General features: G+C 48.1%; 16 protein-coding genes and 1 tRNA gene. 13 read left to right on the forward strand and 4 right to left on the reverse strand.

Features of this window, described 5'->3' with window-relative positions; all coding sequences use genetic code 11:
• Window positions 1-109 precede the first annotated feature (109 nt).
• The 3 genes from AACQ84_RS10725 to AACQ84_RS10735 all read left to right on the forward strand — a co-directional run bounded on the left by AACQ84_RS10725 (window position 110) and on the right by AACQ84_RS10735 (window position 3498).
• On the forward strand, window positions 110-1282 hold the full coding sequence (locus tag AACQ84_RS10725) for an NAD(P)/FAD-dependent oxidoreductase (protein WP_012307723.1): 1173 nt from the start codon (window positions 110-112) through the stop codon (window positions 1280-1282).
• 14 nt (window positions 1283-1296) lie between these two features.
• A complete protein-coding gene (locus tag AACQ84_RS10730) occupies window positions 1297-1974 on the forward strand; it encodes an HAD-IA family hydrolase (RefSeq protein ID WP_012307724.1) in 678 nt (225 codons plus the stop codon).
• A gap of 195 nt (window positions 1975-2169) precedes the next feature.
• The gene (locus AACQ84_RS10735) at window positions 2170-3498 is read left to right on the forward strand and encodes an IS4-like element ISSysp3 family transposase (protein WP_012305554.1); all 1329 of its coding nucleotides are present in this window, start codon (window positions 2170-2172) and stop codon (window positions 3496-3498) included.
• A 38-nt stretch (window positions 3499-3536) separates the two neighbouring features.
• Here AACQ84_RS10735 and AACQ84_RS10740 read toward each other — a convergent pair whose 3' ends face one another.
• Window positions 3537-4394 carry an urease accessory protein UreD gene (locus AACQ84_RS10740; protein WP_012307725.1) on the reverse strand — a complete coding sequence of 286 codons (858 nt, stop codon included), beginning with the start codon at window positions 4392-4394 and terminating at the stop codon, window positions 3537-3539.
• 267 nt (window positions 4395-4661) lie between these two features.
• Between AACQ84_RS10740 and glgA the strand changes: the two genes are divergently transcribed.
• From glgA to accC, 3 genes are all read left to right on the forward strand, one after another.
• Window positions 4662-6134, forward strand: a complete 1473-nt coding sequence (glgA, locus tag AACQ84_RS10745; RefSeq protein WP_012307727.1) for a glycogen synthase GlgA — start codon at window positions 4662-4664, stop codon at window positions 6132-6134.
• A 151-nt stretch (window positions 6135-6285) separates the two neighbouring features.
• The gene (locus tag AACQ84_RS10750) at window positions 6286-6567 is read left to right on the forward strand and encodes a hypothetical protein (protein ID WP_012307728.1); all 282 of its coding nucleotides are present in this window, start codon (window positions 6286-6288) and stop codon (window positions 6565-6567) included.
• A 111-nt stretch (window positions 6568-6678) separates the two neighbouring features.
• Window positions 6679-8025, forward strand: a complete 1347-nt coding sequence (gene accC / locus AACQ84_RS10755; protein ID WP_012307729.1) for an acetyl-CoA carboxylase biotin carboxylase subunit — start codon at window positions 6679-6681, stop codon at window positions 8023-8025.
• A gap of 65 nt (window positions 8026-8090) precedes the next feature.
• On the opposite strand, the gene AACQ84_RS10760 is transcribed toward accC, so the two are convergent.
• Window positions 8091-8576: a hypothetical protein gene (locus tag AACQ84_RS10760; RefSeq protein WP_030006630.1), complete on the reverse strand. Its 486-nt coding sequence runs from the start codon at window positions 8574-8576 to the stop codon at window positions 8091-8093.
• Window positions 8577-8810: 234 nt separating this feature from the next.
• Between AACQ84_RS10760 and AACQ84_RS10765 the strand changes: the two genes are divergently transcribed.
• The 6 genes from AACQ84_RS10765 to AACQ84_RS10790 all read left to right on the forward strand — a co-directional run bounded on the left by AACQ84_RS10765 (window position 8811) and on the right by AACQ84_RS10790 (window position 14521).
• A complete protein-coding gene (locus AACQ84_RS10765) occupies window positions 8811-9119 on the forward strand; it encodes a YggT family protein (RefSeq protein WP_397427714.1) in 309 nt (102 codons plus the stop codon).
• A 96-nt stretch (window positions 9120-9215) separates the two neighbouring features.
• A complete protein-coding gene (locus AACQ84_RS10770; protein WP_041443575.1) occupies window positions 9216-9695 on the forward strand; it encodes a hypothetical protein in 480 nt (159 codons plus the stop codon).
• Between the two features lie 76 nt (window positions 9696-9771).
• Entirely contained in the window at window positions 9772-11067 is a 1296-nt protein-coding gene (locus AACQ84_RS10775) for a homoserine dehydrogenase (protein ID WP_012307733.1), read from the forward strand.
• Window positions 11068-11217: 150 nt separating this feature from the next.
• Window positions 11218-13971 carry a class I SAM-dependent DNA methyltransferase gene (locus AACQ84_RS10780; protein ID WP_012307734.1) on the forward strand — a complete coding sequence of 918 codons (2754 nt, stop codon included), beginning with the start codon at window positions 11218-11220 and terminating at the stop codon, window positions 13969-13971.
• A 23-nt stretch (window positions 13972-13994) separates the two neighbouring features.
• On the forward strand, window positions 13995-14378 hold the full coding sequence (locus AACQ84_RS10785) for a nucleotidyltransferase family protein (protein WP_012307735.1): 384 nt from the start codon (window positions 13995-13997) through the stop codon (window positions 14376-14378).
• The gene (locus AACQ84_RS10790; protein ID WP_012307736.1) at window positions 14375-14521 is read left to right on the forward strand and encodes a hypothetical protein; all 147 of its coding nucleotides are present in this window, start codon (window positions 14375-14377) and stop codon (window positions 14519-14521) included. The genes AACQ84_RS10785 and AACQ84_RS10790 overlap by 4 nt, the downstream gene beginning before the upstream one ends.
• Here AACQ84_RS10790 and AACQ84_RS10795 read toward each other — a convergent pair whose 3' ends face one another.
• A complete protein-coding gene (locus AACQ84_RS10795; protein ID WP_012307737.1) occupies window positions 14522-15106 on the reverse strand; it encodes a Uma2 family endonuclease in 585 nt (194 codons plus the stop codon). It abuts the gene before it with no gap.
• A gap of 41 nt (window positions 15107-15147) precedes the next feature.
• Window positions 15148-15729 carry a TIGR04376 family protein gene (locus AACQ84_RS10800; protein ID WP_012307738.1) on the reverse strand — a complete coding sequence of 194 codons (582 nt, stop codon included), beginning with the start codon at window positions 15727-15729 and terminating at the stop codon, window positions 15148-15150.
• An 80-nt stretch (window positions 15730-15809) separates the two neighbouring features.
• Here AACQ84_RS10800 and AACQ84_RS10805 point away from each other — a divergent pair.
• Window positions 15810-15898: transfer RNA gene (locus AACQ84_RS10805), tRNA-Ser, on the forward strand.
• The last annotated feature ends 207 nt before the right edge of the window (window positions 15899-16105 follow it).

Genomic DNA, 16105 nt, shown 5'->3' on the forward strand with positions numbered 1-16105 from the left:
GACCGTCCTCACCCAGTGGCGGTTTTTTATTGCCCAAGGGCTGGCCCCCCCGACCGGAAAATTAAGGCACAATAGTTAAACGTTGCCCGCCCTCACCTTTTATTTCTCCATGAGTCAGCCCCACATCGTCATTATCGGCGGCGGTTTCGCCGGACTCTATACGGCGCTCCGTCTGTTGCAATTTCCCTGGGAGACCTCCCAGCGGCCAGACATCACCCTAATTGATCGCCAGAATCACTTTGTCTTTAGTCCCCTCCTCTACGAGCTGATCACGGAGGAAATGCAACCCTGGGAAGTGGCCCCCACCTACACGGAATTGTTGCGCCATGGCCCGGTTAAATTTGTCCAAACCCAAGTACAAACCGTTGACCCGGAGCAAAAAAACGTCGTCTGTGGCGATCGCCAAATCACCTATGACTACCTCGTCATTGCGGCTGGGGGCACAACAAAATTTGTGAATTTGCCTGGCATCAAGGAATACGCTCTGCCCTTTAAAACCCTCAATGATGCCCTGCACCTCAAGGAAAAATTACGGGCTTTGGAAACTAGTGTGGCGGAAAAAATTCGCATTGCCATCGTTGGGGGTGGTTACAGTGGTGTGGAATTGGCCTGTAAATTAGCGGATCGCTTAGGCGATCGCGGCCGGTTACGGATCATTGATCGCGGCGATGAAATCCTCAAAAATGCGCCTAAATTTAACCAATTAGCCGCTAAGGAAGCCCTGGAAGCACGGGGAATTTGGGTAGACTACGCCACAGAAGTCACAGAAGTCACCGCCGATAGCCTGAGCCTACGCTACAAAGGGGAAGTAGATACCATTCCCGCTGATCTCGTGTTGTGGACTGGCGGAACGGCGATCGCCCCTTGGGTAAAAGATCTCGCCCTGCCCCACGCAGGCAATGGCAAACTCGATGTCAATGCCCAACTCCAGATCCAGAACCACCCGAACATTTTCGCCCTTGGGGATGTCGCCCAAGCAGAGGACAATTTACCGATGACGGCCCAGGTGGCGATTCAGCAGGCCGATGTCTGCGCCTGGAATTTGCGGGGCCTGATTACAAATAAGCCTCTTTTGCCGTTTAAATTTTTCAACCTCGGTGAAATGCTCACCCTAGGCGAAAATAATGCCACCCTCAGCGGTTTGGGCCTAGAACTCGAAGGCAATCTCGCCCATGTCGCCCGTCGCTTGGTCTATCTCTACCGTTTGCCGACCTGGGAACATCAGGTGCAGGTGGGACTGAATTGGCTTGTGCAACCCCTCACAAAATTATTGGCCCAGTAGACGAAACAAGCAAAATGATGGCAACACAACCAAAGGTTATTTTTTTCGATGCGGTGGGGACGCTCTTTGGCGTCCAAGATGGGGTCGGGGCGACCTATGCCAAAATTGCCCAACGTCACGGGGTAACGGCGGATCCGGAGCGTTTAGAACAGGGGTTTCGTCAATCCTTTAAGCGTAAACCTGCCCCGGCATTTCCGAATATTGATGCTGAGTTGATCCCGAAACAGGAATTTCTGTGGTGGGAGGCGATCGCCCAGGAAACCTTTACTGCTGCCGGAGTGATTGAGCAGTTTCCTGATTTTCATGCTTTTTTTACGGATTTGTACCAGCATTTTGCGACGGCAGAACCCTGGTTTATTTTCACAGAAACCTTGGCTTCGGTGCAGACTTGGCATGCCCAGGGCATTGAGTTGGGTTTAATTTCAAATTTTGACTCCCGCCTGTTACAGGTGCTAGATGCTCTAGAACTAGCCCCCTATTTCCAGAGTGTGACCATTTCCTCCCTAACCGGAGCAGCGAAACCAGACCCCAAAATTTTCCAAACAGCCCTCGCTAAACATCGTTGTCAGCCAGAAGAAGCGCTCCACATCGGCGACAGTCGCCTGGAAGATTACGAAGCTGCAAAACGGTTGGGGATGCAGGCGCACCTCATCGAACGGGATCAGCCTTTTCCCTACAGTCGCCAGCCTTAACTCCCTCAAGGGATACCCCTCTAACTCCCCTTAAAGGGGCTACTGTGTACACACAAGTAGGGTGAACTAAAATGGAGGAGTCGAGAGGCAGGAAATTCCAATGGATAATCCAATCCTGATTCACGCTACACAAATGAGCGGCAGCTCCTTTGGCGACCCTCGCCTAGAAAAAAGGGGGCGGCATTGTATGAAGCGATGCAAGACCATCAATCAGTAAATATCCGCGCCCTGAGCCGAAATCGAGCAGAACAAGTGGGGTACTATCGTTTCCTTGACAACGACAATGTCAGCCTATGTGAGTTGATACAGAGCGTGTCTGACGCCTGCCAACAACAAGTGGGAGGACTCCACGTCCTGGCCATTAGTGATAGCAGTGAGGTTAACCTACAAGCCCATGTAGGACGAATCAACCCAGAAGGATTAGGAGTGGTAGGCAATAACCAAGATGTCGGCTTTTTTATTCACCCGACTTTAATCGTGAACGCCGAAACAGGGTTTCCCCTAGGTCTCAGTAATATCCAAATATGGAGCCGAAAAGCAGTTCGTCCCAATAAGCATCAACGACGTTACCTAAAGCTACCGATTGAAGAGAAAGAATCCTACAAATGGCTACTGTCTGCCGAAGCATCTGAGCCCTGTCTGAAAAACGGGGGAGTGAAACAAGTAACCCATGTGGGCGACCGCGAAAATGACATATATCAAGAATGGGTGCGAGTTCCCAATGACCAAACCCATGTTTTAGTGAGAGCTTGTCGGGACCGTCGCCTCTGGGATGAGCAGCAATCCCTGTATGAATACTTAAGCGCACAGCACTGCGAAGGGACTTATTCGGTGCAGGTAGTGGCAGATTCTCGATTGGGACGTACTGCCCGCGAAGCTTGGTTAGCGGTACGGATGACTCCAGTTCAGATTCAACGGCCAGATACAGTGGAAGCTCAGGATTATCCCGAGAAGGTACAGCTGTATGCCGTAGAAGCAAAGGAAGTCAATCCTCCCGTAGGACAAGACCCCATTCATTGGCGATTGCTTACAACTCATCGGGTCGTCAGTCTAGAGCAAGCTTTACAAGTGATTGAATGGTATCGTTGGCGCTGGCGAATTGAGCAACTTTTTGGCACTTTGAAGCGGTCTGGATTGGATTTAGAATCCACGCAGTTAGAGTCGGTTAGTGCCATTGAACGACTGACAGTTTTAGCTTTGTCCGTGGCCCTAAGGGTGTTGCAGCTTCTAGAGGGTCGAGATGATTCCAGCCTTGTTGCTCAGGTGGTATTTAGTCCTGAAGAGCAGGAATGTCTCAGGCAACTAGCTCCGACATTGCAGGGGAAAACTCAAAAGCAGCAAAATCCTCATGCTTCAGCTTCGTTGTCTTGGGCAACTTGGCTAATTGGCCGTTTAGGAGGATGGTCTGGGTATCGCTCCCAGTCTCCTCCTGGCATCCGAACTTTGTGGAGGGGGCTATACCAGTTTGAATCTATCTTCCATGGATGGAAGCTCGCTCAATCCACACTTGTGTGTACACAGTAGCCTTAAAGGGGAGAATGTTTTGGGGAGCTAGGGATGGGTTAATAGGTCTGCCAGACGCGGGACAGGGTTGGTGGTTGCGGGGAATAGAGCGATCGCCAATTTTGCCAAAGGGAGATAAACCAGCGTTTTACTTCCGTGCTGGAGGGGCCCCGGTAGCGACAGAGCACGCCTTTGGGTAATTGTGTGATCCCGCCCAAGCCCTGCTGAATGGTGGCCATGGTTTGTCGCAACTCCGCCATTTGAGCCTCGCTAATCTCTAGCCCCACCAAGGCCAGACTTCCCACCACCGGCTGATTATTCAGACCATTCCAGGCGGCGAAGACTTCTGGATGTCCCGGTAGCCATTGGCGATCGCCCCAGAGCAGTTCATCATCTTGCCAAATTTCTGTCAGCCCCCGCCAGTTACCAGAGATGAATTTTTCGCCCCGGGCCGTGCGCCCAAACCGAAGAACTTCCCAGCCACACCACACCGCACCGGGAGCCAGATTGACCCGCAGGCTCTGGTGATATTCCGCCCCATCGAAAATAATCATTTCCTGGGGAAAGTATTCCAAAATGCTGCCCGGTGCCTGGTGAATAATGCCGTCCTGTTGCGCCGTTTCCCCGTTAGTACGATAAATTTTGTTGGCTGCTGCCGTTGTGAGGAAAACATGACTTTCTGGCTTCAGTTCGAGATCCAGAGATAGGCGATCGCCGCCGACAATGCCCCCTGCCGTGTGGAGCAAGACCGTGTGACAAACTCGATTTCCTTCCGGATAAAAAGGCCGCTGGATGCGAAACGGCGCTTGGGTAAAACAGCGTTGCATTTCCGTCTTGCCCTGGCGTTGCCCGTAAATTAAGCCCACCTTGCCGTGCCAGGGCTGCGCTTTGTGAATCACCTGTTGTTGATCTTGCATTTTTGTCTGAAATTGATGGGATTAGGGGGACTAAAAATTACTGCCAAAACAGCCCCCAGCAGCAGTCTATTTTTTCGATCATCCCACTGATCCGGGCAGACCCAACGGCGATCGCCAAATATTTTGTTCCTAAAACAATGGAGCAAACAAACCTCAAGAATCCTAATCACACTTCCGCCCCCGTATAGTTGCCGCTCACAGACAGATGCTTTATCTTTGAAAAAATTTTACGAATTTCCCATTCTTTCAGAAACATAAGGAGTCCCTATGTACATCGTCCAGATTGCTTCGGAATGCGCCCCCGTCGCGAAGGTAGGTGGACTTGGAGATGTGGTTTACGGACTCAGTCGCGAGCTTAGTCTGCGCGGTCATTGTGTCGAAATCATTTTGCCCAAATATGATTGTCTCCGTTATGACCACATTTGGGGGATGCACGAAGCCTATCGGGATCTTTGGGTACCCTGGTTTGGCGGTGCGATCCACTGCACCGTTTTCTATGGCTGGGTCCATGGCCAACAATGTTTCTTTATCGAACCCCACTCCGGTGATAACTTTTTCAGTCGGGGCTTTTTTTATGGAGCCTTAGACGACCACATGCGCTTTGCCTTCTTTAGCAAGGCGGCCCTCGAATTTTTACAAAAATCCAACAAACGCCCCGATATTATCCACTGCCATGACTGGCAAACCGGTCTCGTTCCGGTGATGCTCTTTGAAATGTACAAGTGGCATGGCCTGTGGAATCAGCGGGTGTGCTACACCATCCACAACTTTAAACATCAGGGTATCGCGGGCGCTGACGTACTGTGGGCGACGGGTCTCAATAACGAGGGCTACTATTTCCACTACGATCGCCTCCGGGATAACTTTAATCCCTTTGCCTTAAATTGCATGAAAGGGGGCATTGTCTATGCCAATGCGGTGACGACCGTTTCTCCCCACCACGCCTGGGAAGCCCACTACACCGATATTGGTTGTGGCCTAAGCCATACCCTCCATCTCCACCAAGACAAGTTCAAGGGAATTCTCAACGGCATCGACTACAGCACTTGGAACCCAGAAGTAGACCACAATATCGAGCTGCAATACAGTTGGGATAGCCTCGAAAATAAGGCGAAAAACAAAAAAGCCCTACGCGATCGCCTATTACTTGAAGACAATGACCGACCGATCATCGCCTACATTGGCCGTCTCGATGACCAAAAAGGCGTTCATCTCGTTCACCATGCCATGTACTACGCCTTGAATCGGGGAGCCCAATTTGTCCTCCTTGGTTCCGCCACCGAAGGCTCGATCAACTCTTGGTTCTGGCATGAAAAATTCCACCTCAACGACAACCCCAACTGTCACATCGAGCTGGGCTTCAACGCCGAACTGTCCCACATGATCTATGCCGGGGCTGATATGCTTGTCGTCCCCAGTAACTACGAACCCTGCGGCCTGACCCAACTCATCGCCCTGAAGTATGGTGTGGTGCCCATTGTCCGTGGTGTCGGTGGCCTCGTGAGTACCGTGTTTGACCGGGATCATGATGATAAACATCCCCCCGAAGAACGAAATGGTTATGTCTTTTACCAAACGGATAACCACGCCCTCGAATCCGCCATGGAACGGGCCATTGGTTTATACACCGTGTACCCAGAGGAGTTCCGGAAGCTGCAAATCCAGGGGATGAAATATGACTACTCTTGGCATAACCCCGGCAATGAATATATTGATCTCTATGAGTTTATCCGCGCCTAATGGGTTCTTATCCAACACACTTTGAGTACATTTTGAGATCAAACAGCTCAGTCATCCCTGGGAAATATGTGCCCAAAGCCTGAACCAAGGCCCCAACAATTCCCAGGGAAGTCGCTACCATGGTAGGCAAGTTTCTCCTTTGTCCGTGCCTATGGATGCCTTTAGTCCCTATCCACCTGAGTGGATCAAAAATGCGAGCCACGCCCTCAGTTTCCATTGTCCTAGCTGTGAAGCGCTCCCCCATGATGCGAAACGGGCTTGGTTAAATCGCTATGCCCCCGTGACCGATGCGCTGCACCGTCGCCGCTGGCAGGAGTTTTATGAATGTCAATGCGGCACCGTTTGGTGGGCCTGGAGTAGCGATCGCCCCCCGTCTCGCTACCAAACAAATGACCGGGGTGAAAATGACGAATTTCGGCGGGGCTTGTTTTAGAGAAATCGCGAAAGTCTTTTCCGGGGCGATCGCCGCTTGCCGAGGGATACCCCTTACCATGATAATGTTGGCTACCCATCACACTGGGGACGCAAACGCCAACGGAACACCATGCAGTTTTCAAAGATTCTCATCGCCAATCGCGGAGAAGTTGCCCTACGCATTATCCACACCTGTCAGGAGCTCGGCATTGCCACAGTTGCCGTCCACTCCACCGTAGATCGCCAAGCCCTCCACGTTCAGCTCGCCGATGAGAGCATTTGCATTGGCCCGCCCCAGAGCAGCAAAAGCTATCTCAACATTCCCAATATTATCGCTGCGGCCCTCAGCAGTAACGCCGACGCAATCCACCCAGGCTACGGTTTCCTCGCTGAAAATGCCAAGTTTGCAGAAATTTGTGCCGACCACCAAATCACCTTCATTGGCCCTTCCCCAGAAGCAATGATCGCCATGGGGGACAAATCCACCGCCAAAAAAACGATGCAGGCGGCAAAAGTCCCTACCGTACCCGGTAGTGCTGGGTTGGTGGCCTCCGAAGAACAAGCCCTAGAAATCGCCCAACAAATTGGCTACCCTGTGATGATCAAAGCCACGGCGGGTGGTGGTGGCCGGGGGATGCGCCTTGTGCCCAGCGCTGAGGAGTTACCCCGTTTGTACCGAGCGGCCCAGGGGGAAGCAGAAGCAGCCTTTGGGAATGGCGGCGTTTACATCGAAAAATTTATTGAACGGCCCCGTCACATCGAATTTCAGATCCTCGCGGATCAGTACGGCAATGTAATTCACCTCGGCGAACGGGATTGTTCGATCCAACGGCGGCACCAAAAACTCCTCGAAGAAGCTCCCAGCGCGATCCTCACCCCCAGACTGCGGGACAAAATGGGGAAAGCGGCAGTAAAAGCGGCGAAATCCATTGATTATGTCGGGGCGGGGACGGTGGAATTCCTCGTGGATAAGAATGGGGATTTCTACTTTATGGAAATGAATACCCGCATTCAGGTGGAACACCCGGTCACAGAGATGGTGACGGGACTAGATCTGATCGCCGAGCAAATTAAAGTTGCCCAAGGCGATCGCCTCAGTTTGAATCAAAATCAAGTGAACTTGAATGGTCATGCCATCGAGTGCCGGATTAATGCCGAAGATCCCGACCATGATTTCCGACCGACCCCAGGCAAAATCAGTGGCTATCTTCCCCCCGGTGGCCCTGGGGTACGGATGGATTCCCACGTTTACACCGACTATGAAATTTCTCCTTACTACGATTCTTTGATCGGTAAATTAATCGTTTGGGGACCAGACCGAGACACCGCCATTCGCCGCATGAAGCGGGCACTCCGAGAATGTGCCATTACTGGAGTATCGACCACCATTAGCTTCCACCAAAAGATTTTGAATCATCCGGCTTTTTTGGCGGCCGATGTCGATACAAACTTTATCCAGCAGCACATGTTGCCCTAGGGGCGATCGCAAATAGTCTCTAACCTTGAGGGCAACCCCCATAAGTGACGATTGGGGAAATGCCCTTACTTTTTCGCGATGACTTGCACCAAAGTCTGGTCTTGGTCTGCGTAGATCATGATTTGGGAAGCGCGCTCTTGCTTTTGAAAGCCAAACATCGATTGCCCGTTGACGTCCATGGTCATTTCTTGAGTCCAACCATTTTTCGCCATTTCTGCGGTGTATTTGTCCTTGACAGCGGCCACACTTTCATTAGTGACAAAGGTGACGGAGACCCCCTCCGGTAAATCCATCGCCATTCTAATTTCGGCATTTTTATCGAAATAAATGTCCTTGGGGAAGGTGTCGGGGAGTTTGACATTGTCGCCACTACTGACGGACAGATTCCCTTCGTTGGTTTTGATATCGACGGATTCTTTGGACATATCGATATCGACTTTTTCGCCGGAGCCAGCTTCAATCGCTTTTTCAAAAATTATTTCCTGAACCATACCGCAGCCACCGAGGCTGAGGGCACAGAGGAAGAAGGCAGGGAGAATCAACTTTTTCACGGCTTTTGTCCTTAAATTTTGTTTGTTAATCATTGGCTTGCGGTACTTGCCATGGCCCTTTGGGTTATGTGCTTTGGTTTTAGGGGCAATGGTCAAAATAAACCGCCAATAATAATTTATAGTGGGCACCCAGGCAGACTGATGCAGTTTCTAAAAATCCCAGGTCGTTGCCCCATTCTCGATGGGTTCGGTAAAAATCAAGGTCGCAGTTAAGTTAAATTAAGTCTTAACGCGATGAATTTTTTGGTGAATGCGATGTCTTGGTTAGCTGTGACAAGTCTAGGGCTCAATCTGCTGTTGGGCGCGATGACCCTATTTTTTATTTTCCGCATTGTGCTCACTTGGTATCCCCAGGCGGAATTAACGAAACTGCCCTTTAGCTTGGTGGTTTTGCCGACGGAACCGCTTTTGGCCCCGACGAGAAAACTGGTGCCGCCCCTAGGAGGCATTGATATTTCTCCGGTGATTTGGGTGGGAATCGTCACTCTCCTGCGGGAGGTACTCTTGGGTCAGCAGGGTCTATTGGTGATGTTGTTGCGCTAGAGACACTGGCAAATGGCAAGGATTAGGCAGTTGGAACCCCAGGCTTTTGATCCGCGTCTAGCGAGGTAATGCTGGAATCAAAAAAGGATATTCGATATGTGGCGACGGTGCTTATTGGCGTTAACGGGGGCTTGGGGGATGGGACTGGCGATCGCCCCGGTGATGGCCCAACCGTTACCAAAACAAGCCATTTTTGAAAATCTCCAGTTGCGCCCTAATTTTGCCCCCAATCCCCAGCTATTACGGGGAGTCAGTGGGGGAAGTGAACCCGCCGCAGAATTTTTGGGCATCGAGGATACCCCCACGGGGTCTTGTGTTGGCTTTATCGATAACCATGCCGACCATCGCCTCAGCCTCATGACATTTTTTAATGATTTAGAACTGAGCGTTGAAAGTGCCGGGGATACGGTGCTTGTGGTCAAAGGCCCCGGTGGTGTGTGGTGCAATGACGATGCGGTGGGTCAAAATCCGGCAATTCGCGGCGAATGGCAAAAAGGACTGTATCAAGTCTGGGTTGGCTCCCGGGGACAACGGCAATATTATCCTTATATTTTAGAAATTCACCATCGGAAGTAGTTGATCCCTAAGTTGGGAGATCAGGTAATGGGGGATAATGGAAACATTATCTTGATGTTGCACTAGAGAAAACATTGTGGCTATCGGAATTGGTTTACTTGGCTTAGGAACGGTTGGCACGGGCACTGCAGAAATTTTGCTGTCGCCCCAGGGCCGCCACCCGCTGTTGGGGGAAGTGGTTTTGAAACGGGCAGGGGTGCGCTCCCTAGACAAGCCCCGCAACATTGATTTACCAGCGGGTTGCCTAACCACTGATCTAGAGGCCATCGTCAAAGATCCAGAGATTCAGGTGGTGGTTGAGTTGTTGGGTGGCCTGGAGCCAGCGCGGACTCTCATCCTGGCGGCGATCGCCAATGGGAAACATGTGGTCACGGCCAACAAAGCAGTGATTGCCAAATATGGCGAAGAAATTTACACCGCAGCGAACCAAGCAGGGGTCTATGTGCTCCTTGAGGCGGCGGTGGGCGGTGGCATTCCGATCATTAAACCCCTCAAGCAATCTTTAGGAGTGAACCGCATTACCCGTGTCATTGGCATTATCAATGGCACCACCAACTATATCCTCACCCAGATGGCCCAGCACGGGGCAGACTTTGGGGAAGTATTAGCGGAAGCCCAAAAATTGGGTTATGCCGAAGCCGATCCCAGTGCCGATGTGGATGGGGGCGACGCGGCGGACAAAATTGCGATTCTCGCTTCCTTGGCCTTTGGGGGACGAATTCGGCGCGAAGATGTCTACTGCGAAGGGATTCGTTCCATTAGTGCGGCAGATATCAGTTTTGCGAAAAAGCTCGGTTTTGTGATCAAATTATTGGCGATCGCCGAACGACCAGACCTCGAAGAAGATGCCCTACAGTTGCGCGTTCACCCGACTTTGGTGCCAGAAGATCATCCCATCGCCAGCGTCAATGGTGTCTTTAATGCGATCCTCGTGGAAGGGGAACCCCTCGGCCAGGTAATGTTCTATGGCCCTGGGGCTGGGGCTGGGGCAACGGCCAGCGCCGTAGTTTCTGACATTGTTCATGTGGTGGGTCTGTTGCATTCTGACCAGGTGATCCAGAAACTCAACCCTCTCCTGGGCTGCACCCATGAGCATTACAGCAAAATTTTACCCATTGATACCCTAAAAACTCGTTTTTATGCGCGCTTCTTGTCGCGGGATTTGCCCGGTGTGATCGGCGATCTGGGGACTTGCTTTGGGCAGCACCAAGTGAGCTTGGAATCAGTCGTGCAGATTGGTCTTCAGGATGATTGCGCTGAGATCGTCGTCGTGACCCATGATGTCCATGAGGCGAATTTCCGGGAAGCCATGCGAGAAATCGAAGGCCTAGAGGCGATCAAGGAAGTGCCGAGTATTCTCCGCGTCCTTTAGTAATCATTCAACTGCAAAATTCTTGATCCTCCACATTTCTGGAGGATTTTTTGTTAATTTGTCTACAATTCTGACGATGTTTTCCAGAGTTGGGCTAAGTTAGTGAATAAATGCCTCTTTAGCGATACTTTTTGAGGATACCGAGAAATAATGCCTTTAAGTTGGAATGAAATCAAAAGTCGGGCGATCGCCTTCTCGAAGGAGTGGGAATTTGAGGAGTCAGAAAAATCAGAAGCACAATCGTTTTGGAATGATTTTTTTCAGGTATTTGGCATTTCTCGTAAGCGAATCGCAACATTTGAGAAGTCAGTTAACAAATTAGGGAATAAGAAAGGTTCTATTGACCTGTTATGGAAGGGAAATATCCTTGTTGAGCATAAATCACGAGGCAAAAGTTTAGATAAGGCGTTTGAACAGGCAAAAGATTATTTTCCGGGGTTAAAGGAGCATGAGCTACCTCGATATATTTTGGTGTCGGATTTCGCTCAATTCCGGCTTTATGACCTCGAAACGGATCAGACCCATGAATTTCTACTAAAAGATTTCGTCAATTATGTTCATCTGTTTGATTTTATTGCGGGATATGAGCAGCGAACCTATAAGGATGAAGATCCGGTTAATATTCACGCGGCGGAGTTGATGGGTAAGCTGCATGACCGTCTCAGGGAGATTGGTTATACGGGTCATGATCTAGAAGTTTACTTAGTGAGGTTGTTATTTTGCTTATTTGCAGATGACACAGGCATTTTTGAAAAGGGAATTTTTGAGGAATATCTCGATATTCATACCAAAGAAGATGGTAGTGATTTGGCGATGCACTTGGGGCATATTTTCCATGTGTTGAATACGCCACCGGAGAAGCGGTTAAAAAATCTGGATGAGAGTTTAGGACAGTTTCCCTATGTGAATGGCAAGTTATTTGAAGAGCAGTTAGCGCCTGCGGCTTTTGATCGCAAAATGCGAGAAATGTTATTAGAAGCTTGTGGATTTAATTGGGGGAAAATTTCTCCGGCCATTTTTGGGTCAATGTTCCAAGCGGCGATGGATCAACAGACTCGACGAAATTTGGGGGCGCATTATACGTCTGAGAAAAATATTCAGAAGGTGATTAAGCCTTTGTTTTTGGATGAGTTGCACGAGAAATTTAAGAAGGCAAAAGGCAGTCCAACGGCGTTAAAGCGGCTCCATGATGAGCTTGGGGAATTACATTTTCTTGATCCGGCTTGTGGCTGTGGAAATTTTTTGATTATTTCTTATCGGGAATTGCGAGATCTAGAGTTATTGATTCTCAAAGAGCTTTACAAGAAGAAGGAGGGGTTTATTGATATTCGTTTGTTCCTAAAGGTGGATGTGGATCAGTTTGGGGGCATTGAATATGATGAGTTTCCGGCACGGGTGGCAGAGGTGGCGATGTGGCTCATCGATCATCAGATGAATATCAAGGTGAGTAATGAGTTTGGGCAGTATTTTGTCCGGTTGCCGCTAAAGAAGGCTGCCAGAATTGTGAATGGGAATGCGTTACGGATTGATTGGGAAGAAGTGATTCCAAAGGAAAAGTTAAATTACATTCTCGGTAATCCACCTTTTGTGGGTTCAAAGATGATGACGAAAGATCAGCGAGCAGATCTTTTATCTGTTTTTGAAAGTGCCAAGGGTGCAGGGGTAATGGATTATGTTTCTGCTTGGTATGTTAAAGCGGCAGATTTTATTCAAGAGAAAAAGATAAAAACAGCTTTTGTAAGTACAAATTCTATCTCTCAAGGTGAGCAAGTTGGAATTTTATGGGGACTACTTTTTGAAAAATATCAAATTAAGATTCATTTTGCACACCGTACTTTTAAATGGTCAAATGAGGCAAAAGGGAAAGCGGCTGTTTATTGTGTGATTATTGGATTTGCAACTTTTAACATTAAAGGAAAGCGTTTATTCGAGTATGAAGATATCAAGGGAGAAGCGTTAGAAATCAAAGTAAGTAACATCAATCCATATTTGGTAAATGGTGATGATTTAATTATTCTAAGACGGCGGCAACCTTTATGTAATGTCCCTAATATTGGCATTGGCAATAAGCCCATTGATGGCGGCCATTACTTGTTCACCACAGAAGAAAAGGAGGATTTTTTAAAACTAGAGCCAAAAGCAGAAAAATGGTTTAGGAAATGGTTGGGTTCTAGGGAGTTTATCAATAAAGAAGAAAGATGGTGTTTGTGGTTGGGAGACTGTCCACCTAACGAACTCAAAAAAATGCCCCATGCTTTAGAGCGAGTCAAGGCAGTTAAAGAAACTCGATTAAATAGCAACAGTAAACCGACCCAAAAGCTAGCGCAAACACCGACAAGATTTCATGTTGAAAATATGCCAGAATCAGAATATTTACTTATTCCAAAAGTTTCTAGTGAAAGGCGCAACTATATTCCTATTGGGTTTTTAAATCAAAGTACGTTATCTAGTGACTTGGTGTTTATTGTTGGTAATGCCACCTTGTTTCATTTTGGTATCTTTACTTCAGTAATGCACATGGCATGGGTTAAATATGTTTGTGGAAGATTAAAAAGTGATTATCGTTATTCAAAAGATATTGTCTATAATAATTTTCCTTTTCCGCAGAACGTAACTGACAAACAAAAACAAACAGTTGAAAAAGCAGCGCAGTTAGTTTTAGACACTAGAGACAAATATCCCGATAGTAGCCTTGCCGATCTTTACGATCCCCTCACCATGCCCCCCGACTTAATGAAAGCCCACCAAAAACTCGATAAAGCAGTGGATCTCTGTTACCGTCCTCAAGCTTTTACCAGCGAACTCAACCGCATCGAATTTTTATTTAACGAATATGAGAAACTGATAACACCACTCCTACAAAGTACAAAACAGAAAAAAGCCCGCAAAAACAAAACATCTTAATTTCACATTGAATAATGAGAACAATGACCATCAAAGAATTATTAAAAGACCAAGAAAGACTCTATTTCTACTATCAATCAGCGTTGAAAAAGTCACAAAAAAAATTTGAGATTAACAAAAATCATCAGAAAAATAGTCTTTATTTAGCCAAGCAAGCAGCAATAATTTTAAAAGAAAAATTCAATGCCTCTAAAGTTGCTTTGTTCGGTTCAATTCTTGATTTAGAAACATTTACCCAGTGGTCAGATATTGACATTGCTGCATGGGGACTAGAGCCAAGTGAAACGTTGTTAGCTATGGACACAGTACAAAGCCTTAGTGATGAGATTGAAATCAATCTGGTCGATATCAACACAGTCAAATCAGAAGTTTACCAAAGCATTCTAAAGAACCACCAGGAAATATGATTTCTTCTTATTTGAAAGTCGCAGGACATATTAATGATGAACTTGTTAGCTTAGAAAAAACCTACCAGAGAATTCATCGTGCCAATCAAGCTCGACAATCAAATGCCCTTGATAGTGACTTATTGATCGATGCGATCGCCTAATTATTCACTATTCTCTGCCGCTAGAATCACATCAGCATAAATATCTGCTACTGCCCACTCAAATTCAATACTGGGAATCACCAGCGTATCGTCAACACCAAAATCTCGATATCCCCACATTTCTCCCGTTTGCCGTTGATAAAGTTCTACATAAATATGCTCAGAATCAAGCAAAATATATTCCTCTAGACTAGGCATTTGTCGATAATATTTCAGCTTTGTTTTGCTATCGTAATTTGAAGTGCTTGGTGATAAAACTTCAACAATTACTTTCGGATACTGAATCCATTTACGGGCTTTGAGATCTTCAGGATGACAACTGACCACCAGATCCGGATAAAAATAACGCCGATTTGCTTTCCCTTGCACTTTTACATCAGACATATTTACCCGACAACCTCTGGACTTAAGGTGTGCTCTCAAAGCAACTAATAGATTGATTGCAATATCATTGTGAGGCAACGTTCCTCCAGTCATCGCAATAATTTCACCATCAATATATTCATAGCGAAGTTCCTGCCGTTCTTCCCACTGGAGATATTCCGCAGCAGTCATTTTTTCTGGAAACTTAGGTGTTGCAATCATCGTTATTTTCCTCATTCTAAGCTGAGTCACTTAGTGAAAAACTAGCGGCCCATTTTTTGCTTCATTTGCCGAATTTGTTCGTCCATTTCCCACTTTTGGAACTGAGCTTCGAGGGGATCGGTGGCACTGTTGTAGGTTTGGCGATCGCCATTGGTACCACTAAAGTTTTCCCAACTGCTGGTGTAGGCATCCTCTACTTTTTGAGACGCTTGCAGTTCATCCATTTTTTGCTTCACTTCCTGGCGTTTCTGCTGGAGCTGCACCAAAAGAGACTGGGCCTGTTCAATGCGTTTTTTAGTGCCTTGCATCTTGCCCCAGAGTTGATTCCCCTGGCGGAGGAGGGCCGCTTCCCTCGCTTTGGCGGCGCTGGCGAGATCCGGTCTCCGACCCGCTTCGGCCTGTTGTACCCGCTGGTGCCAATGTTGGATATCCTGGGCCACCTGGGCGATCTGTTGCTCCACCTGGGTCAGTTGCCGTTGTAGATCCTGGGTGAGGCGGTTGGCTTCTCGTTCTTGTTCTTGGAGTTGCTCGGCGATCGCCTGGAGTTCTAACTGGGGATGTGCCTTGAGAAATTCCTCTAATCGCGTCTCAAAAAACTGCCCAACTTCGCTAAAAAGACCCATAATTCCGCCGTTTTCACAATTGCTGACTTTAGGTTAGCTTTTTTTAGGGAGGTCTGCTACAATCATTTATCGTCACGCCAGGAGAGATGGCTGAGTGGTCGAAAGCAGCACATTGCTAATGTGCCGAGTCGTGTACGCGGCTCCGAGGGTTCGAATCCCTCTCTCTCCGTACCAAAATTAACTAAATATATTCCCCTGTATTTCCCGCAACTCCCTACGATTGACGGGATTTTTTAGTATTTCCCCGGCTCCTTGGGCTTTCAGAAGAAATGTGTGGAGTTCTATCGATTTATAAATTCCCCAGGGGCGATCGCCAGAAAATCAAAGGGAATTCGCTATTTATTAAAGACAGATCATCCCGTTGTCCGTTGAAGGA

The sequence above is a fragment of the Picosynechococcus sp. PCC 7002 genome, assembly GCF_963860125.1.
Taxonomy (GTDB): Bacteria; Cyanobacteriota; Cyanobacteriia; order Cyanobacteriales; family MRBY01; genus MRBY01.